The sequence below is a fragment of the Kibdelosporangium persicum genome (genome assembly GCF_013280595.1).
GTDB classification, from domain to species: Bacteria; Actinomycetota; Actinomycetes; order Mycobacteriales; family Pseudonocardiaceae; genus Kibdelosporangium; species Kibdelosporangium persicum.
This window is the reverse complement of sequence record NZ_JAAATY010000016.1, coordinates 1-20,519: the sequence shown is the minus strand read 5'-3', so window position 1 is coordinate 20,519 and position 20,519 is coordinate 1. Positions and strand designations below refer to the sequence as shown.

Genomic DNA, 20,519 nt, shown 5'->3' with positions numbered 1-20,519 from the left:
GCTTTCACACTCCGTTCAGGTAGAGCAGGATGCACTTCGAGCAGACCGGCATCATGCCGTTGGCCGAGAGGATCCTGCGGATCTCGCGGAAGTCGGGGCCCTGCCACAGGTCCGCGACCGGGGTGTCGTACAGGTTGCCGACGACGAACTCCGGGAAGAACTTGCACGAGCTCACGGCGCCGTCCGCGTGCACCTCCATCCGGTTGGACACCGCGAGGCACTTGTTGCGGTGCTGTGCCGGCCGGGACGTGCCGCGGATGAAGTCCTCGACCTCGTCGGCCTCCAGCTGAGGCTGGTAGCGCACGCGGACCCGCCACGGCCTGCTCGCCAGTCGTGCCATGGACTCCCGCAGCACCGGGATCTGCTCCTCCGGCAGCTGATAGGTGTACGAGTGCCAGGTCGGTTGCTTGGTCTTGGTGTCGGGGTGCAGCCAGGCGAACGACTCCTCGTAGACCTTGTCCATCGCCTGCGCGACTTCCGGGCTGATGAACCACGGGAACTGGAAGTAGACCGTGTTGACGCCGAGTTCCTCGGCCCATTCCATGAACTCGTACATCTTGGACACGGTCACGTGCGAGACCATGCACGACAACGAGACCTCGCCGTCGAACTCGCCCTTGGCCTTCAGGTCCAGCATCAGCCGGATGTTCTCCATGGTGCGCCGGAACGTGCCCTTGCCGCGCAGGGCCTCGTGGTCCTCGCCGAGCCCGTCCAGGCTGACCAGCAGGTTGAGGTTCTCGCCGATCCGCAGCAGGTCGTCCAGCTTGCGCTTGAACAGCAGGCCGTTCGTGCACATGTTGACCGTGCGCGGATATTTTTCGAGCAACCGGGCGACTTCGTCGAACCTGGTGTGCATCAACGGTTCGCCGCCCCAGAGGAAGGTCTTCGACCGTACCGGTGCCGTCGTGCGCAGGATCTGCTCGACGATCTCGACGTCCAGTTCGGTGCGTTGCCGCTCGATGCTGAAGTCGCGGAAGAAGCCCTGCTCGTTCCACTGGTAGCAGTGCGTGCACCGGAGATTGCACTTGTACGTCAGTTGCAGGCTGACTTCCTGTGGCAGTGGCGCGGCGTACCCGGGGTCCGCCAACAGGTTCCTGCGGGCCCGTGACCGGATCGCCACGGTGTGCTTGATGTCAGCGAACTCCTTGGCGTTCAACGTCCGTGTGGTGGTCGGGTGCATTCGATCCTCCTCCTTGCGTTGTGGCCAGTTCAGGTACGTCGCGCACCAGCAGGACACTCGCCGCGGTGCAGACACCGCCCACGGCGAGCACCACCACCAGACCTGTCGCGGTGCCGAACCAGGACCCCAGTGCTCCCGCGGCGAAACCGGCGACGAGCGAGCCGAGCGGGATCGTCGACGACGCCAGCGTCCGGGCGGTCGCGTGCACGCCTGACTGTTCGCCCGGTGGTGTCAGCGACTGCCGGATGCTGGTCGTCAGCACGTTCCAGACCGGCAGCCAGAAGGCCGAGCAGACGCGGATGGCCACCAGGAACACCACTGGTGCGGCGAACAACGTGACCGGCACGGCAAGCCACAGCAGACCTTCGAACGCGCTGGCCAGCAGTGCCGCCCGGACGCCGATCCGGCCGGCGATCCGTTGGGTCAGCAAGGCACCGAGCAACGCGCCGACCGCGCCCGCCGCGAGCAGCAGACCGCCGCCCAAACTCGACAGACCCAGCGCCCGGTACGCGAAAAGCAGCAGAACCGCGTCGACGATGCCGGTCCCGAAGCCACGCACCGCCGTACCGCAGACCACCTGCCGCAACGGCGGCCGGCTCCAGACAAAGGCCAGGCCCACGCGGATTCTGGCCGCGATCGACGGAGGTGATTCCAGCCGTGGCGGCAGGTCCTCGACGACTCCGACCCGGGTCCGGCCGAAGGCGGAGAACAGGAACGGCAACGCGTTCACGGCGATCGCGGTGATCCCGCCGAGCAGGTTCATCACCGCGCCGGCCAGCGCCGGACCGATCAGCTTGGAGAGGCTGTCCGAGCCCTGCAACCGGGAGTTGGCCGCGAACAGTTGTCCTGGCGCGACCAGAGTGGGCAGATAGGACTGACTGGCGATGTCCACGAAGACGGTCGCGACTCCGGCCAGTGCGACGACCACGACCATCTGCGTGACGCTCAGCCAACCGGCCAGTGCGGCCAGCGGGATGCTGAGGAACGCCACGAACCGCACCAGTTCGCCGGTGATCATCACGTGCCTGCGTCTGCGCCCGGCCAACAGCGCGCCGGCGACCATGCCGAACGCCGGATACGCCAGCCAACCGGCCGCCGAGACGAGTCCCACCTGGGCGCTGGACGCGTTCAGCACGAGGATCGCGGCACTCGGCACGGCGAAGCCGGTCAGCCGGTCGCCGACGAAGCTCATCGTCTGACTGCCCCAGAACCACCGGAACCCGGCAGGCAGGACGGTTGCCGTTGGCGTCGTGCGCATCGTCCCCCTCGGCCGTGTGAGCCCATGGCGAGGCCACAGTGCACGGAACTGTCGGTGATTCCCCGGATGCGGTGCGTTCCCGTCACCACTCAACTGACGGATGTTCATTCAAGCAAGGAAACAAGTGTGACTGTGATCCACGTCACTTGTATTGTCGCTGGTCAGAGGCATGGCTGGCGAGAAAACGCCACCGCGCGGAGCATTCTTTCGGCGGCCGGCGAGTCGTGGTAGGTGTTCGGTTCGTGGCGGGCACGTTCAGGCGGCGGTCGGCCGGAGCGGAACTCCGGCGCTGTGGTCATAACCCGTCAATGCGAAATAACCGGCGCCGGCCGGAGAATCCGGGGGAAATCCATGCCTGCCCCGGTATTCACCGGTTCGTTCGGCGGCGCCGGACCGCGTTTGGCCACCCGGCGATCAGTGCCGAATCGGTGATGGCCGGACCGGGAAGAACAACGGTGGACGCGATGTGCGAAGCGGGCGCGATGCCCGTGTCGATCTGGCCGACCGCCACGAGGCGGCGAACCGCGACCGTCCCAAGGGCGTCAGGTCAATGGGTTGGCAGGCTACGTATCGATCAGGGATCTCCCTGAAACTGCGACAAAATGCTGGGCGGTGTGACTTCGAACCCGTAGACTCGCTACGTATGAAGCCGGATGTGCTGCGGGGACACCTCGACGCGTTGCTGCTCGCCACACTCGACGGCAGGCGGCTGCACGGTTACGCCATCATCGAAGCACTTCAGCTGCGTAGTGGCGGCGCGCTGGACCTTCCGACCGGCACGGTCTACCCGGCGCTGCGTCGTCTGGAGCGAGCCGGATACGTCACCAGTGAGTGGAGCACTGTGTCCGGCCGTCAGCGCCGTACCTACCATCTGACGAAGGCCGGGCAACGCGCGCTCGTTCAGGAACGGAACGCATGGCGTGAGTTCACGGCGGCGATCGAGGGCGTACTCGGGGAGGGACCATGGCCCGCGCAAGCGTGATCGACGACTATGTCGCTGATCTGGATGCGCGGCTGCCCGGCGGCCGGAAAGTCAAGACCGACCTGCTGACCGAGGCGCGCGACAGCCTTGAGGACGCGGCCGAGTGCTACCGGCGGGCAGGCTTCGCCGAGCACGACGCGCAACGCAAGGCGGTCGAGGACTTCGGGCCCGTCGCCGTGATCGCCCGGGACTACCAGGGCGAACTCGCGGTGGCGTACGGCGCCCGTACGCTCCGCTCGATCCTCTTCGTGCTCCCCGCGACGCACATGCTGTGGGAAGGTGCGCGGCTGATCTGGTTAGGCGGGTGGGAAAACGCTCCCGGCGGCAACCCGCCGCCGCAGTGGTACATGCCGTTCGCGCAGATCAGCGACAGCATGACGTGGGCCGTGTCGATCGCGACCGCGCTCGCGTTGCTCATCGCGCGGCTGTGGTCCCGCCGCACCGCTGACAACCGGTTGATCGCCCGGTGCGCCGCCGGTGTCGCGATGGTCGCGGCCAGCGCCGCGCTGTCGGCCAACGTCGCGCTGGGCGTCGCGTCGATGTTCGTCAACCCGGCGTTGATGTTCCATACACCGGTTCTGCTGCTCGCGAGCGTGTTCGCGGTGCTCGTGCTCGCCCGCCTGACGGTGATGGCGCGAAAGGCCGTCCGGTTCGCGGTCTAGTGGCAAGATTGCGTGGTGACCACCGCGCTGTTCTACCTCGTCGTCATGGTCTTCGTGGCGGCTGTGGTGTTCCTGCTCGCCTCGGTGCTGTTCGGCCGCGGTGAGGAACTGCCGCCGCTGCCGCCCGGCGCGTCGCCGACGCGGCTGCCCGCCGAGGACATCACCGCGGAGGACGTGAGCAGAGTCCGGTTCCAGATGGTCCTGCGGGGTTACAAGATGTCCGAGGTGGACTGGGTGTTGCAGCGCCTTGGCAAGGAGGTCGGCGACCTGCGGTCCCGGGTCGCCGAACTGGAGGAGCAGGTCGCGGGCAAGGCGGCCGCCCAGTGACCGGCCTGGTGCGCTGCGCGTGGGGCGACTCGACACCGGATTACGTGGCGTACCACGACGAGGAGTGGGGCACGCCGTTACGCGGCGAAGCCGCCATGTACGAACGGCTGTGCCTGGAGTCCTTTCAGTCCGGGTTGTCCTGGATCACGATTCTGCGCAAACGGGAGAACTTCCGCGCCGCGTTCGCCGGGTTCGACCCGAAGCTGGTCGCCGAATTCGGCAAGGACGACGTGGCCAGGCTGATGGGGGACGCGGGCATCGTACGCAACCGCGCCAAGATCGACGCCGCGGTCCGCAACGCGGGCGCGGTGCTGTCGCTCGACGTCCCGCTCGACGAGCTGTTGTGGTCGTTCCGGCCCGCCCGGCACAAGCGGCCCCGCACGATGGCCGACGTGCCCGCGGTCACCGACGAGTCGAAGGCCATGGCCAAGGAGCTCAAACGCCGTGGGTTCGTGTTCCTCGGACCGACCACGTGCTACGCGCTGATGCAGGCCACCGGGATCGTCGACGACCATATCGCCACCTGTTGGCGGGCCCGATGAAAATGCCGGGCCATTTCCCGTCACGCACGGCACGATTGCGTGACCATCTCGTTACCAAAACGGGGGAAATTGGCCCGGCGTGTCGCACCACGGCGTGTCGCCGGTCGAAGTCGTTGTTGTCGCATGCGGACCGCCCACCTGGAAACTGTCACGGCAGGTCGGTGAGTGGTGACCAAACGACACGCAAAAGATCGGTTCGATTTCGTCGCGGTGAGTGGATAGGAGAGAATGGCGTTAGCCGAGGCTGGTGGACCCGGCCTGCGGTGGGCAGGCTATGACGGAGGGAGCACGCTATGGCGGCCATGAAGCCCCGGACCGGTGACGGTCCCCTCGAGGTGACTAAGGAGGGTCGGGGCATCGTGATGCGCGTCCCACTGGAGGGTGGTGGACGCCTGGTGGTGGAGATGACACCGGACGAGGCCAGCGCCCTGGGCGACGCGTTGAAGGCCGCCGCGGGCTGACACCGAGTTTCCCAGGCGGGCCCCGGTATCCGCGAGGAGTGGAGCCGGGGCCGCGTCACGTCTTGAAGCGAGCCGCAGGAGGTCTTGAGTGCGCACGCCCGTGCCGCGGTTACCCAGTCCGATGCCCGAGATCGAGGTGGCGTCGTCCCCTCGCCGTGGTGTCCCGATCGTCGTGCTCGCGTACGGCGGTGACTCGCCCGTGCTGGGCCCGGGTGGTTCCGACCTGAGCGACGTGTGGGCGTCGACCGTCGGGCTGACCGGCAAGGCGGGCGAAGTGCACGTCGCGGCGGGCCACGGCGCCGGTATCCGCTGGGTCGCCGGAGTCGGCGACGGCACGGCGGCGGAGTGGCGCAAGGCCGGAGCGGCGTTGGTCCGTGCGGTCGAGGCGCGGGCCGAGGCCGACTCGGACGCGGGTCGCCGAGTCGTCCGGTCCCTGCAGCTCACACTGCCGCCGGACACCACGTCGGAGCAGATCTCCGCACTGGTGCTGGGGGTGTCGCTGGGCGGCTACCGGTACAAGGTGTCGTCGGTCGAGAAGCCGCGCTTGAAGTCCCTGCGCCTGGTCACGGACGCCGACCTGCAGCCGGTAGTGGACCGCGCGCTCGCGGTCGCCCTCGGCACGACGGCGACACGTGACATGGGCAACACTCCGTCGAACGTGAAGGACCCGGCCTGGCTGGCGTCGGCCGCTGTCCAGCTGGCCGCGCAGCTGCCCGGCCTCTCGGTGGAAGTCCGGGACGAGAAGTGGATCGCCGCCGAGGGTTTCGGCGGCCTGCTGGCGGTCGGCGGCGGCTCGGTGAGCCCGCCGCGGTTCGTCGAACTGTCGTGGCGCCCCGCCAAGCCAGTTGGACCGCACCTGGTCTACGTGGGCAAGGGCATCACGTTCGACACCGGCGGCATCTCGCTCAAACCGGCCGACGGCATGCACCTGATGCGAACCGACATGTGCGGTGGCGCCTCGGTGATCGCGGCCCTCGTGACGATCGCCCGCCTGGGACTGCCCGTTCGAGTCACCGGCCTGGTACCGCTGGCGGAGAACCACGTGTCAGGGTCGTCGTACCGGCCCGGCGACATCGTCCGGCACTACGACGGCCAGACGACAGAGGTGACCAACACGGACGCCGAAGGCCGGATGGTCCTCGCCGACGCGCTCGGTTACGCGGTCCGTCGCCTGAAGCCCGGCCTGATTGTCGACGTCGCCACGCTGACGGGAGCGATGAAGGTCAGCCTCGGCGTGCGTACCGGCGGCCTCTTCGCCTCGGACGACGCACTCGCGTCGCGAATCATCGAGGCGGGAACCCGCAGCGGCGAGTCCTGGTGGCGGATGCCGTTGCTGGCGGACCTGGAGGACGAGGTCGTCAGCGAGATCGCCGACTGGCGCCAGTGCCCGCCCGGCCCCGGCGGCATCACGGCAGCGCTGTTCCTGCGGAAGTTCACCGGCGGCCTTCCCTGGGCCCACCTGGACATCGCGGGCCCGGCCCGAGCCGAGAAGACCTACGACGAAGTCGTGCCCGGCGCGACCGGCTTCTCGACACGGACTCTGGTGGAACTGGCGGCCTCCTACGCCTCCTGAACCGAGGCGAAGTCGCGGAACGCCCGCACAGCCGGCGTCAGCTGGTCTTGTGCGGGCCACACCAGCGCGACAACCCTGCTTGCCTGAGGGCTGAGCGAGATCTCGACCAGCCCGGGCATCGGCAGCTCCGCCACCGGCAGGATCGCGACCCCGAGCCCTGACGCGACCAAGCCGCGCACGGTGTCGGATTCCTGTCCCTCAAAGGCCATCCGCGGCACGAACCCGGCCGCGGCGCACAGCTCGTCGGTCAGCTGACGCACACCGAACCCGTGCTCAAGCCCGACGAACTCCTCATCGGCCAGCTCGGCGACCCGGACCCGGGACCGCCCAGCCAGCCGGTGCGACTCGGGCAGCACGAGCTTGAGTTCCTGCCGTTGCACGGGCGCCCACGCCAGATCGGGCTCGTCCGGGGGCGGACCGAAGAACGCCAGGTCGACCTCGCCGGACCGCAGCCGGGTGATGATCTCCGCCCGCGACGCCTGGCTCAGTCCGAATCGGACACGAGGATGCCGGAACCGGAAGGCCCGCAGCAGTTCGGGCACCAGTGACCGGCCGAGCATGTGCAGGAAACCCAGCTCCACCCGGCCGTTGTCCGGGTCGATCTCTTCGACGACCCGGCGGGTCCCGGCCTCCAGCGCGCCCATCGCGGCCGTCGCCGCCGAGGCGAGCAGGTGCCCGGCCCGGGTGAGCCGGACACCGCGACCGTCCCGGACGACCACCGGAGCGCCGACTTCGGCGGCCAGCGCGGCCAGCCATCGGCTCACGGTCGGCTGAGGCACGCCGAGCGACTCCGCCGTCCTGGTCACGTTCCCCGTGGACGCGAGCAGGCGCAGCATCGCCAGCCGCGGCGCGATCGACGCGGCGAGAGAGTCATGCGCTGACGTATCGATGACCTCATGATGCCGTATTGGACGTATGGATCGGGGCTGCCTAACGTCACAACGCGTGGACAGGCTGACCATCGGTATCGCGGCGGGCGGGCTCGCGAGTTTCGCGTTGCTCTACGCCCCGCAGCCGGTGCTGCCGCACCTCGCGCACGAGTTCCAGGTCACGCCGGGGCAGGCCTCGCTGGTGATCGGGATCGCCACCGGCGCGTTGGCCGTCGCGGTGATCCCGCTTTCCCTACTGTCCGAAGTGGTCGGCCGGCGCCCGCTGATCCTGTCCTCGGTGATCGTCGCCGCCGTGATCGGCCTGTGCCTGCCGTACGTCGGTGACTTTCCCTTGCTTGTCGCGTTGCGAGCGGTGCAAGGCGTTGCCATCGCGGGCTTTCCGGCCGTCGCCATGGCGTACCTGGCCGAACAGGGCAGGTTGAAGGCCATCGGCATGCTGGTCGCGGGCAACTCGTTCGGCGGCATGGTGGGCCGGCTGATCGCCGGCCAGGTCGGCACGTACCGCGAGGGCACCGGACTCGTGGCCGTCTGCGCCGCGGCGGCCACCGTCGTGCTCATCTGGGCGTTGCCCAAGCGAACCGAAGCCGTGACAAGGACCACAGGCGGCCTGAAGGACGCGGTCACCCGGCCGCTGTTGTGGGCCCTCTACGCCGTCGCTTTCCTGGGCATGGGCTCGTTCGTGGCGCTGTACAACTCGGTCGGGTTCCGGCTCGCCTCGCCACCGCTGGAGCTCAGTCCGCAGGTCGCGTCGCTGGTCTTCGTCGCGTACGCGGTCGGCGGCTTCGCCTCGGCCACGACCGGCCGCCACCCGAACCGCCGGACGGTCCTCTTTGGAATGCTCGGCGTCACGGCCGTCGGCGTGATCCTCACGATTCCCACGCACATCGTGCCCATCGCCATCGGGTTCGTGCTGCTCACGGCGGGCTGGTTCGCGGCGCACGCGGCCGCGGGCGCGTGGGTGAACACCGTCGCGCCGAGCAAGGGCCCGGCGTCCGGGCTCTACACCGGCGCGTACTACGCCGGGGCGTGCATCGGCGGCACCGCCGGGACGATGGTCTACGCGGCGTTGGGCTGGAGCGCGCTGATCGCGGTCTCGCTGTCCTGGCTGTCGGTGGGCGCGCTGGGAGTATTGCTGACGTTCCGCCGGAACACCCGGTCCAGTGCGAAGAACTTGAGCAGGAAGACCGGCGCGCCACTGGCCAGGTAGGCGATCACCAGACCGAACGCGTGCCAGCCGCGGTCGTCGATCAGCGGGGCGAGCAGCCAGTCCACCGCCGTCGTGATCCCGATGGACAGCGCGCCGCCCGCGGCCGTCACCACGACGTAGGCGACGATCTCGGCCCGCCTGCCCGCACGGCCCCTGTTGCCCCACGCCCACTGCCGGATCAGCAGGAAGTGCGGGACCGCGCCGACCAGGAACGCGACCGTGCTCGCGGTCATGGCGTCGGCTTCCCACGCCCAGTACAGCGCGAGCAAAACCACCTGGCTGATGGCCGTCGCCAGCAGCGATGCCATCGTGTACCGGGTGAAAACGCGTGTCACGCCTACATATTTACCCGTATTCACTGAGGATCGCCTCAGTGAACGACGGACCTGTAGACATCGACAGTTTGCTGAGCGACCGTCGTCCACGCGAACTCCCGCTCCGCGCGCTGCCTGCCCGCCTCGCCCATCGCCGCCGCGCGTGCCGGGTCACCGACCAGCTCGTTGACCTTTTCCGCCAGGCCGGAGCGGAAATCTTCGACGTTGTGGTCGTCGTAGTGCACGAGCAGTCCGGTCTGCCCGTCGGCCACCACTTCCGGAATCCCGCCGACGTCCGAGGCGACCACGGCTGTGCCGCACGCCATAGCCTCCAGGTTCACGATGCCCAGCGGTTCGTACACCGACGGGCACACGAACGCGGTCGCGTGGCTGAGGATCTGGCGAACCTCGGCGGGCTGCAGCATCTGCTGGATCCAGAACACCCCGGGCCGGCTGCTCGCCAGCTCGGACACCGCCTGCTTGGTCTCCTCGGCGATCTCCGGCGTGTCGGGCGCGCCCGCGCACAGCACGAGCTGGGCGTCCGGGTTGATGCCGTGCCCGGCCGCGATCAGGTGCCCGACGCCCTTCTGCCGGGTGATCCGGCCGACGAACGCCACGATCGGCCGTTTCGGGTCGATGCCGTAGTGCTCAAGCGCGTCCGTCTCGCTCACCGGGTGGTACGCGCTCGTGTCGATGCCGTTGCGCACGACGTGCACACGGGCCGGATCCAAGGCCGGGTAGCAGTCGAGCACGTCGGCCCGCATGCCCTCGCTGACCGCGATGATCGCGTCCGCGGCCTCGTACGCCGTCCGTTCCACCCAGGAGGACAGCCGGTACCCGCCCTTGAGCTGCTCGGCCTTCCACGGCCGCCTCGGCTCCAACGAATGCGCGGTCACGACATGCGGCACCCCGTGCAGGATCTTGCCGAGATGACCTGCCATGTTCGCGTACCACGTGTGCGAGTGCAGCAGGTCCACGCCTTCCGTCGCGGCCGTCATCGCCAGATCGACCGACAACGTCCGCAGCGCCGCGTTGGCGTGCTCAAGACCGGGCGCGGGCCCGTGGGAGTACGCGTCCGCCCTCGGCCCGCCGAAGGCATGCACGTCCACCTCGATCAGCTCACGCAGCCGAGGGACGAGAAAACCGACATGGACGCCTGCCCCGCCGTAGACCTCAGGCGGGTATTCGCGTGTCAGCAGACCGATTCGCACAGTTGGTAACCGTAGTTGCCGATGGTGCGCCCGAGTGAACGTGACGCCAATCGTGGCGTTTTGATCTGGCCGTCATCGTGGTCGGGACACTAGGGTCCCAACCGTGACAGGCCAGCCGAAGGTACTCGGGATCGTGCTGGCGGGCGGCGAGGGCAAACGCCTCTGGCCCCTGACCGCGGACCGGGCCAAGCCAGCTGTTCCGTTCGCCGGCAACTACCGGTTAGTCGACTTCGTACTGTCCAACTTGGTCAACGCCGGCTATCACCGGCTGTGCGTGCTGACCCAGTACAAGTCGCACTCACTGGACCGGCACATCTCCACCACCTGGCGGTTGTCCAACATCCTCGGTCAGTACGTGACCCCGGTCCCGGCGCAGCAGCGCCTCGGGCCGAGGTGGTACACCGGCAGCGCGGACGCGATCTTCCAGTCGCTCAACCTGGTGTACGACGAACGCCCCGACCACATCGCGGTGTTCGGCGCGGACCACGTGTACCGGATGGATCCGTCGCAGATGGTCGCCCAGCACATCGACTCGGGCCTGGGCGTGACCGTGGCGGGCATCCGGGTCCCGCGCGAGGAGGCCAGTGCCTTCGGGTGCATCGACTCCGACGACAGCGGCAGGATCACCCGGTTCCTGGAGAAACCCAAGGACCCGCCGCACGTGCCCGGCGACCCGAACGTCACGTTCGCCTCGATGGGCAACTACGTGTTCCGCACCGAGGTGCTCCTCGAAGCGCTCCGGGCGGACGCGGCGAACCGCGACTCCGACCACGACATGGGCGGCGACATCATCCCCATGATGGTCGACGACGGGAACGCGGCCGTCTACGACTTCGACGACAACGTCGTGCCCGGTGCGACCGAACGCGACCGCGGCTACTGGCGTGACGTGGGAACGCTCGACGCCTACTACGACGCCCACATGGACCTGGTGTCCGTGCACCCGGTGTTCAACCTGTACAACCAGGCCTGGCCGATCCGGACCGCGACGCCGCCGCTGCCGCCCGCGAAGTTCGTCAACGCGGGCTCGGCGGTCGAGTCGATCGTGGGCCCGGGGACCATCGTGTCCGGCGCCTCGGTGCGGGAGTCCGTGGTGAGCGCGGACGTGGTCGTGGAGGACGGCGCCGTGGTCGAGGGCAGCGTGCTGCTGCCCGGCGTGCGGATCGGCAAGGGCGCCGTGGTGCGCAAGGCGATCCTGGACAAGAACGTGGTCGTCGCGGACGGCGCCCAGATCGGCGTGGACCTGGACGCCGACCGGGAGAAGTACACCGTCAGCGCGGGCGGCGTGATCGTCCTCGGCAAGGGCGCCCAGGTCCTGTCGTGAGTGTTTGTCCGGGTTCTAACCCGGATAAACACTCACGAGGCCTTGGCGGCGACGAGCAGGCCGTCGCCGACTGGGAGCAGCACGGGCACCAGGCGGTCGTCCTGTTTGACCAGCCGGGTGACCTCGCGCAGCGCCGTCGTGTCCGGTTCGCGGTCGTCCGGGTCGGCCACGCGGCCCTTCCACAGGACGTTGTCGAACGCGATCACGCCGCCCGGCCGCAGCAGGCGCACGCCTTGCTCGTAGTAGCTCGGGTACTCCGTCTTCGCCGCGTCCACGAAGATCAGGTCGTAGCCCGAGTCGGTCAGCCTCGGCAGCACGTCCAGCGCCCGGCCCATGATCAGCCTGGTCCGGCCGGGCGTGATGCCCTCGGCCGCGAAGGCCCGCCGGGCGGCCGCCTGGTGCTCGGGTTCGACGTCGATCGACGTCAGCACGCCGTCCGGGGCCATGCCCCGCAGCAGGTAGAGGCCGCTCAGCCCGGCCCCCGTGCCGACCTCCACCACGGCTTTCGCCCGCAGCGCGGTGGCGAGGAACCGCAGCGCGGCGCCGCCCGCCACGCCGATCGGCACACAGCCCAGCGCGCGCCCACGCGCCCTGGCGGCGCTCAGGATCTCGTCCTCGGCCAGGTAGTCCTCGACGTAGTCACGCAGCCCGGCCGGCCATTCGGGTGTCACGCCTGGCGAGATTAGCGTCGTCCGGGCCATTTCTGAGGGAACCCTCAGGCAACGCGCCGGAGGACGGATTCTCAGGTTCGTCTTAGCTGACTCTCACCCGGCCCCTAACGCGGTGCACTTAGCTGTCGACATCAAGGGGAGTCGCACAGCCGAAGTGGGGAACACCGTGAACGAGTCCGTCGTTGAGGAACGTAGTGGGCAGTTGAGTCCGCGGGAGGATACCCACCTGATGAGCGATTCCGACGTCGCGTTGGCGGCGCCAGTCGAGCTGGACGACCAACCGGTGTGGACACCTCCGACCTGGGACGAGGTCGTCCGGGAACACGCCGACCGGGTCTACCGGCTCGCCTACCGTCTCACCGGCAACTCGCACGACGCCGAGGACCTCACCCAGGAGACCTTCATCCGGGTGTTCCGCTCGTTGGCGTCGTACAAGCCGGGCACCTTCGAGGGCTGGCTGCACCGCATCACCACGAACCTGTTCCTCGACATGGCGCGCCGCCGCTCGCGGCTGCGCATGGAGGGACTGCCCGAGGACACCGACCGGCTCGCGGGCGACGACCCGTCGCCGGAGCAGGTCTACTCGGAGACCCACCTGGACCCCGACCTGCAGGCGGCGTTGGACGAGTTGCCGCCGGAGTTCCGGGCCGCCGTGGTCCTGTGCGACGTGGAAGGCCTGTCGTACGAGGAGATCGGTGCGACCCTCGGGGTCAAGCTGGGTACTGTTCGCAGCAGGATCCACCGTGGCCGTCAGGCCCTGCGCGCCTCGCTCGAGCGGCGCCGCGAAGTGACCCGGGAGGCTTCCGCATGACCGACCTGCGCGGGTGGAATCTGCCCGAGCAGCACCTGATGCCGGACGCGGTCGTGGCGTTCGTGGACGGCGAGCTGTCCGCGAGCGCCCGTGACCGGGTGGCCGCGCACATGCTGAGCTGCTCGAACTGCGCCGCGGAGATCGCGGCACAGCGGCAGGCACGCGCGGCCGTACGTGCTGCTGATGCCCCGTCCCTGCCGGCGGCCTTGCTGGCCAGCCTGCGGGCCATTCCGCAGAACACCGAGTTGCCGGAGATGCCCGACAACCTCGCGATGACCCAGGACGGCAAGCTCGTCGCCGTCCAGCGCCCGGACCGCGTCGGCACCAGCGCCCCGCTGGGCTCGAAGGTGGCGCTGGGCTCCCAGCCCCGCTTAGGCGAAGGCCCGAACGTCCTCGGCCGCGGCCGGCGCACAGCGCAAGGCGCGGGTGTCGTCGTCTCCGGCCTGGTACTCGGCGCTTTGGCGCTTGTCGCCCCGTCCGGCGCCCCCGCCGCGAACGGCGAGGCGACCGCCCCCGTCGTACGGACACCGCCCAGGGGACCCGTGCACGTCGCGCCCGTTCTCGTCCGCCCGGGCCCGATCATTCGCTGACTTTTCTCCAAGGACACGAAGCCCTCGTTGACCGAAACGGGGGCTTCGCGGCGTTCCGGGCCCTTCACCGCGCGCATGGCTCCGCGCTGGCCGATCAGCTTCGGACAGCACCGCCGCATCGTCGCCCTGTGGACAACCAGCCGGAGTGGATCTCTGTCCGCCGGGCGTTGCCGGTGTCCCGTCGTAGGCTGGACGTCGGGGGCCGCCAGGCCGTCCGCCCGCCGTGTTTACTGGGCTTTCACCACCTGACAGGCAGGCTGAGCGGTGATGAACCAGCACCCTGAGCACAACCCGGCCCCTGAGCCTGACCGGCTTGGTCCGCGCCCGTTGCGCAGGCCGGCGGTCGACCCCGCTCAGGCGGCCGTGTTCGGCCGTCCGCCCGGTGTGGACAGTGCCTTCGCCCACCGCAACGGCAACCACCCGGACCCGGTGCTGCGGTCAGCTCCTCCGCCCGCGGCCGCCTTGACCGAGGCGTTCAGCCGTCCGCCGGAGAACCCGGACGTCCTGCTCCAGCGGCCGCCTGGCGAGCAGAACGGTGACGAGCGCGACGACTCGCCGCTGTGGTCGGCCAAGGGTTCCGATCCGTGGCGCGATCCCGGCGCCGGGGCGATGATCGGCCCGCCCGCGCTGGACCAGCCGGAGCCGGAGGTCAAGGAGAAGCCCGTCAGGGACAGCGGGCAGCTGCTCAGCGTGCCCGAACTGCTGTTCGGGCGGCGCGTGAAGACGACCGCGCTGATCATCCTGGGGGTCGTGGTGCTGGTGATCGGCGCCGCGGGCGGCGCGGTGGGCTGGTGGATCGCCCGGACCGGCAACGACCTCACCAGCGACGTGACGCTCGCCGAGGTGCAGCCGAACGTGGAGCGGCCACCGGGCTCGATCGCCGACATCGCGAAGCGGGTGGCGCCTTCGGTCGTGTCGATCGAGCTGCGCGGTAGCACCTCCGGCACCATCGGGTCCGGCGCGGTGATCGACGGCCAGGGCTACATCGTCACCAACAACCACGTGATCGAGCCCGCCGCCAAGGACCAGTCGATGAAGCTGGCCGCGGTGTTCCAGGACGGCAGCCGCGCCGATGCCAAGATCGTCGGCCGGGACCCGAAGACCGACCTCGCGGTGATCAAGGTGCAGGTGAACAATCCGACCGTGCTGCAGTTCGGCAACTCCGACTCACTGCAGGTCGGTGACTCGGTGATCGCCGTCGGGTCGCCGCTCGGCCTGTCCAACACGTTCACCGAGGGCATCGTCAGCGCTCTGCACCGGCCGCGGCTGGTGCCCGGCAACGGCGGCGACCCGCCTGTGGCGTACGACGCGATCCAGACCGACGCCTCGATCAACAAGGGCAACTCCGGAGGCCCGCTCGTCGACGCGACCGGCGCACTGGTCGGCATCAACTCGTTCATCGTCAGCCCGACCGAGGAGGGCGGCTCGATCGGTCTCGGCTTCGCCATCCCGGCCAACGACGCCCGCAAGATCGCCCAGGCGCTGATCAGGGACGGGCAGGTCAAGCACGCGGAGCTCGGCGTCAACGCGGTGACCGACGTCAGCGCCGAGTCGTCCCAGGGCGCCCGTGCGGCCAACGTCGCGCAGGACAGCGCGGCCCAGAAGGCGGGCATCCAGGAAGGCGACGTGATCATCAAGGTCGGCGACCGGATCGTCCGCAACTCGGCCGAGCTGACCGTCGCGGTACGAGCGCATGAAATCGGGGCGAAGGTTCCGGTGGTGCTCGTGCGGGACGGCAGGGAGCTGACGATCGACGTGGTCCTGCAGTCCGACTGAGTCGGTAAGCTGAAGCTGACTCGGTGGAGGTTGCGGCATGTTCGACAGCATTGGCTGGCCGGAGATTCTCGTGCTGTTGTTGGCGGCGCTGTTCATCCTCGGCCCGGAACGCCTGCCGTCCGCGGCGGCGTGGATCGGCCGGAGCATCCGCAAGGTGCGCGAGTTCGCCACCGGCGCGCGCGACCAGCTCCGCAACGAGATGGGCCCGGAGTTCGACGAACTGCGCAAGCCGCTGGAGAACCTCCGCGAGCTGCGCAGCTTCGACCCGAAGCGGATGGTCTCGCAGCACCTGTTCAGCGACGACACCAGCGGCCCCAAGCCGAACGGCTACACGCCGCCGCCACCCGCGGCGTCATCTCCTCCGGCGGCGTCTCCTCCGGCGCCATCGACCCCGCCGCCGCTGAACCCGGGCGAGAAGCCGCCGTTCGACCCCGACGCCACCTGATCAGCCGGGCGGTCGTAGCTGGAACACCTGGTGCGGCCCGTTGTCGCACGGGTTCTGGATGAGCTGGACGCCTGGCTCCCCGCTGTTCTGGTAGACGCCCACGCACCACTTGGCGCCTGACACGGAACGCAGCCGGTAGCCCTCGACCGGGCTGGTGACGGCCTCGAACGTGAACTCCTGATCGGGCCGGCCGGCCTCACAAGGGGCGCCCGCCATCAGCACCTCGGTGTACTGGCCGCCGCCGTCGATCGTCACGCACCCAGGCCCGTGCTGGGGGTGATGGAGAACCAGCTGATAACGCCCTTCGGCAGCCGGTTCGATGCTGATCGGCGGTCCGGCGGACGCGCACTCGTGCTGACCGAGCACCTCACGGCCGGTGTCCTTGAACTTCTCCGGGCCCTCGCCCAGGCACATGCCGGTCGCCGCGACCCGGATCTGCTGGGCGCCCGTCGTGATCGTCTGGTCCGTACTGGCGCTTGTGGTGATCAGCACCGTCGTGGCGACCGCGATCAGCAACGCGATCGCCCCGACGAGCCAGGCGACCTTCCGCCTGTTGTCAGACGTCACGGCCGGAGCGCCACCGCTGGCCAGGTCCGCCCGTGCGTTGACCCATGCCTGGACGGTTTTGTCGTCACCGCCGCACGCCCGGATGAACGCGGCCACGAACTCGGTGCGTGGCAACGTGTCGCGTGCGAGCGCCGAGTTGGTCGTCGAGCTCGGTAACGCGTCACCGGCCTGGGCGGCCCGGCGTTCGAGCGCCCGGAAGCTCATGTCGGCTCGTGTCCGCACTTCTCGCAGTGCCGCGACGAACTCGGCATCGGTCGTGGCGGCTCGTGGATCCGGCCAGTCTTCCCCCGGCACCGGTTTCCCTCCGAAGTCCCTGTGTGAGATGCACAGGATAAGGGCGCCCGCCGGGTGTCCGAAACCGTCCTGGACTGATCCGGACAGCTCAAAGCCTTGTGACCGGACACGTCGGCCGATTGGTTCTCTCCTGGAACGCATCGGAACTGGAGGGAGAGCGATGCCACGGCGTCGAGTGCCACGGCGGGCCGGTGTACGGATTCACCGCCGTAAACCGAACATGCCAAAGGTATGGATCTGGACGGGCTTCGCCGGCGGAGTGGCGATGGGTGCCTTGGTGGCGAACCTGCTGTCGGGTGACGACGATCCGGCAGTCGCGTTGTCACCGGACGACGTCAGCCACCTGGTTGACGAGTATCTGGAGCAGCGGGGGATCGAAGCACCGCCGGTGATCGAGGAACAGCCGGTGTTCGGACCGGAGATCGTGGATCTTCCCGAACCGCCGGTGCAGGCGCCCGCCGCCCCGACGCCGCCACCCGCCCCGACGCCACCGGTGATCTGGGCACCGCCGCGCGAGAAGACCGAGGAGGTGGCGTTGGCGCCGGTTCCGGCGGACGTTCCCGAGCGGGCGGATGTGGACGTTGAGGTCGCGGCGGCCGGCGTGTCGGCTGACGTGAAGGCCTCACCGGCCGGCGTGGCGGTTGCGGCAGACCTCGGCGTGGCCGAGGTGAAGCTCGCAGTCGGTCCGGCCGAGGGGGCGGATGAGCCGTCGCCGCTGGCTCTGACGGCCGACGTCGAAGCAGCGCTCGGGATCGGTCCGGTGGCTGAGCGGCGGGGTCCGGCGCCTGTCGAGGCGCCGATGCTTCTGGCGGGGGTCGAGCCGGTGGCTGAACCGGCCGAGGTGGTGGCGGTGGAGCAGCCGGGCCCGGTGCTTACGGACGCGCCCATGGCTCTGACGGTGGCTGCTGACGCGCAGACAGCTGTGGCGATGGTTGAGCCAGCGCCTGAGCGTGTCGAGTCTCCGGTTGTCGAGCGGCCGGCGCCTGTTGGTGCGCGGAAGGCTCCGGTGGTTGGGGTTGAACCCGCGCCTGAGGTTGGTCCGGTTGTCGAGCGGCCGGCGCCTGTTGGTGCGCGGAAGGCTCCGGTGGTTGGGGTTGAACCCGCGCCTGAGGTTGGTCCGGTTGTCGAGCGGCCGGCGCCTGTTGGTGCGCGGAAGGCTCCGGTGGTTGAGGTCAAGCCCGCGCCTGAGGTCCGTCCGGCGCGTGCCCAGCGCGTCGAAGCCCCGGTCATCGAGCGGCCGGCCCCGGCACGGAAAGCGGTCGAGGCCGAGCCGGTCGGCAGGACCAAGCGGCCAGCCGAGACCAAACCCGAGCCGGTCATCACCTTCGAGGGCCGGGACTCGAAATCGATCGGCGAGCACGTGCTGGCCGAGGAAGGGCCGACCGGATTCATGGTCCTCCCAGCGAACGGAAGGGGCGGGCGATGAAGCCGGAAACCTTGGCGGAAGCGCGGTTGCGATTGCGTCGTGCGGGATTGCAGGTGCCTGCTGTCGCCCTGGCCACGGTGATGGCGTTCGGGGGCATCGCGGCAGCGTTGCCTGACTTCGCGTCGGCCGCGCAGCCGAGCCGTCCCGCCACGCCTGATCCCGACGACCAGTCGGCGATGAAGAAGCTGCGGGACTACTACCGGGACGGCCGGGCGCGGTACGGCGCCGCGTTCGACCGGGCGATCGAGCAGGCCGGGCTCAAGCACGTCTTCAGTTACGCGCAGAGCGTCGGCACTGACTGGGCAGGCAAGCCTTCGGCCTCCAACGTCGCCAAGTGGGCCACGACGAACTGGCCGTCGATCCGCAAGTCGGTCGACGGCCAGTTGACCAAACTCGTTCCGCACAAGTTCTTGGAAAGCCAGGTCAAGGACGCCAGGACAAGGGTCGACGCGTTCCAGAAGGACTTGGACGAACTGCGCCCGAAGCAAGGCTCGAAGGGCGGCCCCACCCCGAAGCGCGGTACCGCGGGCAAAGTCAGGCAGACCAGGGCGGACCTGGCCAGGGCGGAGACGGACCTCGCGAAAGCCCAGCAGGCCCTTGACCGCTACCAACAGTTGAAGAAGCAAGAGGCGCAGTACCAACAACGCGCGAAGGACGCTCGCACGGCCTACGAACGTGACCAACTGCGGCAGCGCGCGGCCCATTTCAAGGGCGAAGCCAAGAAAGTGCTCGACGCGTACAAGCGTGGCGGCGACGACAAGGGGCCGGACGAGCCTGGTCAGCAGGCGCGTCCACGGAAGGGCGGCTCAGGGGGTCCCGGTTCCACGGGGGCACAGGCGAAAACACCCACGACCAACGTTCCTCAGGGCAAGAAGTCCACGACCAACGTTCCTCAGGGCAAGCAAGGTTCCACGCGGGGCACAACCGGCCCTGGCCGGGCCGCCAGCATAGCCAAACAGGAAGCGATCGACCGGGCGCAGGCGAAACAGTTGGCGCCCAAGAAGACCGTGAGCCCAACCGGGAACGGCCGGCGCACCACGGCAAGCCGGGTCACCACGCCGAAACTGCCCACCAGGGCCGGTTGGGCGCGAGCAGGCACCCCCGGTCAGGGCGCGGCGCCGCCGTTCTCGATCGACGAGGAGCGCAAGAACCGCTACCTGCCGACCGCGTACGGGCTCGCGGAAACCCTGTACACGGCCGAAATCAGTGGCACGGACCAGGACAAGCGCTGGCTCGACGACACGATCAGGAATCTCCACCTGCCTGACCCGAAGAAGCGCGCCACGTTCCTGCGTGCCCTGCGGGACACGTACCGGCCCCAGTTGGTGCAGGACGGAAACGGCAACTACGTCTACGAGTTCCACCCGATCCGGCAGAAGTGGGAGAAGTACATCCACGACACCTACGGCCCGAAGAAGGACCCGGACCAGGCACGCGACGCCATGATCGCCGACAAGAAGGCGACGTCCCAGCGGGAGACGGCGGCGAAGAAGGCGGAAGAGGCGAAAAAGGCGCAACAGGCCAGGAACCGGGACGCGCAGATCGCCGACCGTAAGTTCACGGCCGAGCAGGAGACCGCGGCGGAGAAGAAGGCGCGGAAGCAGGCGAAGAACCGGGACGCGCAGATCGCTGACCGTAAGGAGACGGCGAAGCGGGAGACGGAGGCGGAGCAGAAGCGTCAGGCGAAGAACCGCGACGCGCAGATCGCCGACCGTAAGTTCACGGCCGAGCAGGAGACCGCGGCGGAGAAGAAGGCGCGGAAGCAGGCGAAGAACCGGGACGCGCAGATCGCTGACCGTAAGGAGACGGCGAAGCGGGAGACGGAGGCGGAGCAGAAGCGTCAGGCCAGGAACCGGGACGCGCAGATCGCCGACCGTAAGTTCACGGCCGAGCAGGAGACCGCGGCGGAGAAGAAGGCGCGGAAGCAGGCGAAGAACCGGGACGCGCAGATCGCTGACCGTAAGGAGACGGCGAAGCGGGAGACGGAGGCGGAGCAGAAGCGTCAGGC

20 protein-coding genes and 1 pseudogene are annotated in these 20,519 nt (G+C 69.0%); 14 read left to right on the top strand and 7 right to left on the bottom strand.

Features of this window, described 5'->3' with window-relative positions:
• Positions 1-4: 4 nt before the first annotated feature.
• Both GC106_RS26120 and GC106_RS26115 read right to left on the bottom strand, forming a co-directional pair.
• Positions 5-1,180 (bottom strand): radical SAM protein, encoded by a 1,176-nt coding sequence (locus GC106_RS26120; RefSeq protein WP_173135994.1) that lies wholly within the window; start codon positions 1,178-1,180, stop codon positions 5-7.
• Positions 1,134-2,438, bottom strand: coding sequence for an MFS transporter (locus tag GC106_RS26115; protein ID WP_173135992.1), 1,305 nt, complete (start codon positions 2,436-2,438; stop codon positions 1,134-1,136). The genes GC106_RS26120 and GC106_RS26115 overlap by 47 nt, the downstream gene beginning before the upstream one ends.
• A 643-nt stretch (positions 2,439-3,081) precedes the next feature.
• On the opposite strand from GC106_RS26115, the gene GC106_RS26110 reads away from it, so the two are divergent.
• The 6 genes from GC106_RS26110 to GC106_RS26085 all read left to right on the top strand — a co-directional run bounded on the left by GC106_RS26110 (position 3,082) and on the right by GC106_RS26085 (position 6,985).
• Complete coding sequence (locus tag GC106_RS26110; RefSeq protein ID WP_173135991.1) at positions 3,082-3,420, top strand: PadR family transcriptional regulator; 339 nt, start codon at positions 3,082-3,084, stop codon at positions 3,418-3,420.
• Positions 3,402-4,082 carry a permease prefix domain 1-containing protein gene (locus GC106_RS26105; protein WP_173135989.1) on the top strand — a complete coding sequence of 227 codons (681 nt, stop codon included), beginning with the start codon at positions 3,402-3,404 and terminating at the stop codon, positions 4,080-4,082. The genes GC106_RS26110 and GC106_RS26105 overlap by 19 nt, the downstream gene beginning before the upstream one ends.
• 15 nt (positions 4,083-4,097) lie before the next feature.
• Positions 4,098-4,409, top strand: coding sequence for a DivIVA domain-containing protein (locus GC106_RS26100; protein WP_173135987.1), 312 nt, complete (start codon positions 4,098-4,100; stop codon positions 4,407-4,409).
• A complete protein-coding gene (locus tag GC106_RS26095; protein WP_173135985.1) occupies positions 4,406-4,951 on the top strand; it encodes a DNA-3-methyladenine glycosylase I in 546 nt (181 codons plus the stop codon). Before GC106_RS26100 ends, GC106_RS26095 begins: the two co-directional genes overlap by 4 nt.
• A 293-nt stretch (positions 4,952-5,244) precedes the next feature.
• Entirely contained in the window at positions 5,245-5,412 is a 168-nt protein-coding gene (locus tag GC106_RS26090; protein WP_076991360.1) for a DUF3117 domain-containing protein, read from the top strand.
• Positions 5,413-5,500: 88 nt separating this feature from the next.
• A complete protein-coding gene (locus GC106_RS26085) occupies positions 5,501-6,985 on the top strand; it encodes a leucyl aminopeptidase family protein (RefSeq protein WP_173135983.1) in 1,485 nt (494 codons plus the stop codon).
• Here the strand turns inward: GC106_RS26085 and GC106_RS26080 are convergent.
• The gene (locus tag GC106_RS26080; RefSeq protein ID WP_246366754.1) at positions 6,973-7,821 is read right to left on the bottom strand and encodes a LysR family transcriptional regulator; all 849 of its coding nucleotides are present in this window, start codon (positions 7,819-7,821) and stop codon (positions 6,973-6,975) included. The two genes, GC106_RS26085 and GC106_RS26080, sit on opposite strands and share 13 nt — an antisense overlap.
• 109 nt (positions 7,822-7,930) lie before the next feature.
• Here GC106_RS26080 and GC106_RS26075 point away from each other — a divergent pair, with 109 nt between their 5' ends.
• Positions 7,931-9,082: an MFS transporter gene (locus GC106_RS26075; RefSeq protein ID WP_312872850.1), complete on the top strand. Its 1,152-nt coding sequence runs from the start codon at positions 7,931-7,933 to the stop codon at positions 9,080-9,082.
• A gap of 23 nt (positions 9,083-9,105) precedes the next feature.
• Here GC106_RS26075 and GC106_RS48090 read toward each other — a convergent pair.
• Together GC106_RS48090 and glgA are read right to left on the bottom strand one after the other, a co-directional pair.
• Positions 9,106-9,390: pseudogene (locus GC106_RS48090) on the bottom strand (GtrA family protein); the annotation flags it as partial.
• Between the two features lie 62 nt (positions 9,391-9,452).
• Positions 9,453-10,607: a glycogen synthase gene (gene glgA / locus GC106_RS26070; protein ID WP_173135977.1), complete on the bottom strand. Its 1,155-nt coding sequence runs from the start codon at positions 10,605-10,607 to the stop codon at positions 9,453-9,455.
• Between the two features lie 103 nt (positions 10,608-10,710).
• Between glgA and glgC the strand changes: the two genes are divergently transcribed.
• A complete protein-coding gene (gene glgC, locus GC106_RS26065) occupies positions 10,711-11,931 on the top strand; it encodes a glucose-1-phosphate adenylyltransferase (protein ID WP_173135975.1) in 1,221 nt (406 codons plus the stop codon).
• A 32-nt stretch (positions 11,932-11,963) separates the two neighbouring features.
• Here glgC and GC106_RS26060 read toward each other — a convergent pair whose 3' ends face one another.
• Entirely contained in the window at positions 11,964-12,602 is a 639-nt protein-coding gene (locus GC106_RS26060) for an O-methyltransferase (protein ID WP_312872849.1), read from the bottom strand.
• A 226-nt stretch (positions 12,603-12,828) separates the two neighbouring features.
• Here GC106_RS26060 and sigE point away from each other — a divergent pair, with 226 nt between their 5' ends.
• The 4 genes from sigE (at position 12,829) to tatB (ending at position 16,224) form a co-directional block, all read left to right on the top strand.
• On the top strand, positions 12,829-13,413 hold the full coding sequence (gene sigE / locus GC106_RS26055; RefSeq protein WP_281368626.1) for an RNA polymerase sigma factor SigE: 585 nt from the start codon (positions 12,829-12,831) through the stop codon (positions 13,411-13,413).
• The gene (locus GC106_RS26050; RefSeq protein ID WP_173135969.1) at positions 13,410-14,003 is read left to right on the top strand and encodes a zf-HC2 domain-containing protein; all 594 of its coding nucleotides are present in this window, start codon (positions 13,410-13,412) and stop codon (positions 14,001-14,003) included. Before sigE ends, GC106_RS26050 begins: the two co-directional genes overlap by 4 nt.
• Positions 14,004-14,270: 267 nt before the next feature.
• A complete protein-coding gene (locus GC106_RS26045) occupies positions 14,271-15,779 on the top strand; it encodes a S1C family serine protease (RefSeq protein WP_173135967.1) in 1,509 nt (502 codons plus the stop codon).
• Positions 15,780-15,816: 37 nt separating this feature from the next.
• A complete protein-coding gene (tatB, locus tag GC106_RS26040) occupies positions 15,817-16,224 on the top strand; it encodes a Sec-independent protein translocase protein TatB (RefSeq protein WP_173135965.1) in 408 nt (135 codons plus the stop codon).
• On the opposite strand, the gene GC106_RS26035 is transcribed toward tatB, so the two are convergent.
• On the bottom strand, positions 16,225-17,085 hold the full coding sequence (locus GC106_RS26035) for an RICIN domain-containing protein (protein ID WP_173135963.1): 861 nt from the start codon (positions 17,083-17,085) through the stop codon (positions 16,225-16,227). It lies immediately after the preceding gene.
• A 277-nt stretch (positions 17,086-17,362) separates the two neighbouring features.
• Here GC106_RS26035 and GC106_RS26030 point away from each other — a divergent pair, with 277 nt between their 5' ends.
• Positions 17,363-18,511 (top strand): hypothetical protein, encoded by a 1,149-nt coding sequence (locus GC106_RS26030; RefSeq protein WP_173135961.1) that lies wholly within the window; start codon positions 17,363-17,365, stop codon positions 18,509-18,511.
• A partial coding sequence (locus tag GC106_RS26025) for a hypothetical protein (RefSeq protein WP_217280983.1) occupies positions 18,508-20,519 on the top strand: 2,012 nt, incomplete at its 3' end. The genes GC106_RS26030 and GC106_RS26025, both read left to right, overlap by 4 nt.

Excerpts from the sequence above, each read along its gene's own strand:
- tatB (WP_173135965.1), top strand. The coding sequence starts at position 15,817 with ATGTTCGACAGCATTGGCTGGCCGGAGATTCTCGTGCTGTTGTTGGCG.
- GC106_RS26090 (WP_076991360.1), top strand. The coding sequence starts at position 5,245 with ATGGCGGCCATGAAGCCCCGGACCGGTGACGGTCCCCTCGAGGTGACT.
- GC106_RS26080 (WP_246366754.1), bottom strand. The coding sequence starts at position 7,821 with ATGCTGCGCCTGCTCGCGTCCACGGGGAACGTGACCAGGACGGCGGAG.
- GC106_RS26110 (WP_173135991.1), top strand. The coding sequence starts at position 3,082 with ATGAAGCCGGATGTGCTGCGGGGACACCTCGACGCGTTGCTGCTCGCC.
- GC106_RS26045 (WP_173135967.1), top strand. The coding sequence starts at position 14,271 with ATGAACCAGCACCCTGAGCACAACCCGGCCCCTGAGCCTGACCGGCTT.
- GC106_RS26115 (WP_173135992.1), bottom strand. The coding sequence starts at position 2,438 with ATGCGCACGACGCCAACGGCAACCGTCCTGCCTGCCGGGTTCCGGTGG.
- GC106_RS26105 (WP_173135989.1), top strand. The coding sequence starts at position 3,402 with ATGGCCCGCGCAAGCGTGATCGACGACTATGTCGCTGATCTGGATGCG.
- GC106_RS26050 (WP_173135969.1), top strand. The coding sequence starts at position 13,410 with ATGACCGACCTGCGCGGGTGGAATCTGCCCGAGCAGCACCTGATGCCG.
- GC106_RS26120 (WP_173135994.1), bottom strand. The coding sequence starts at position 1,180 with ATGCACCCGACCACCACACGGACGTTGAACGCCAAGGAGTTCGCTGAC.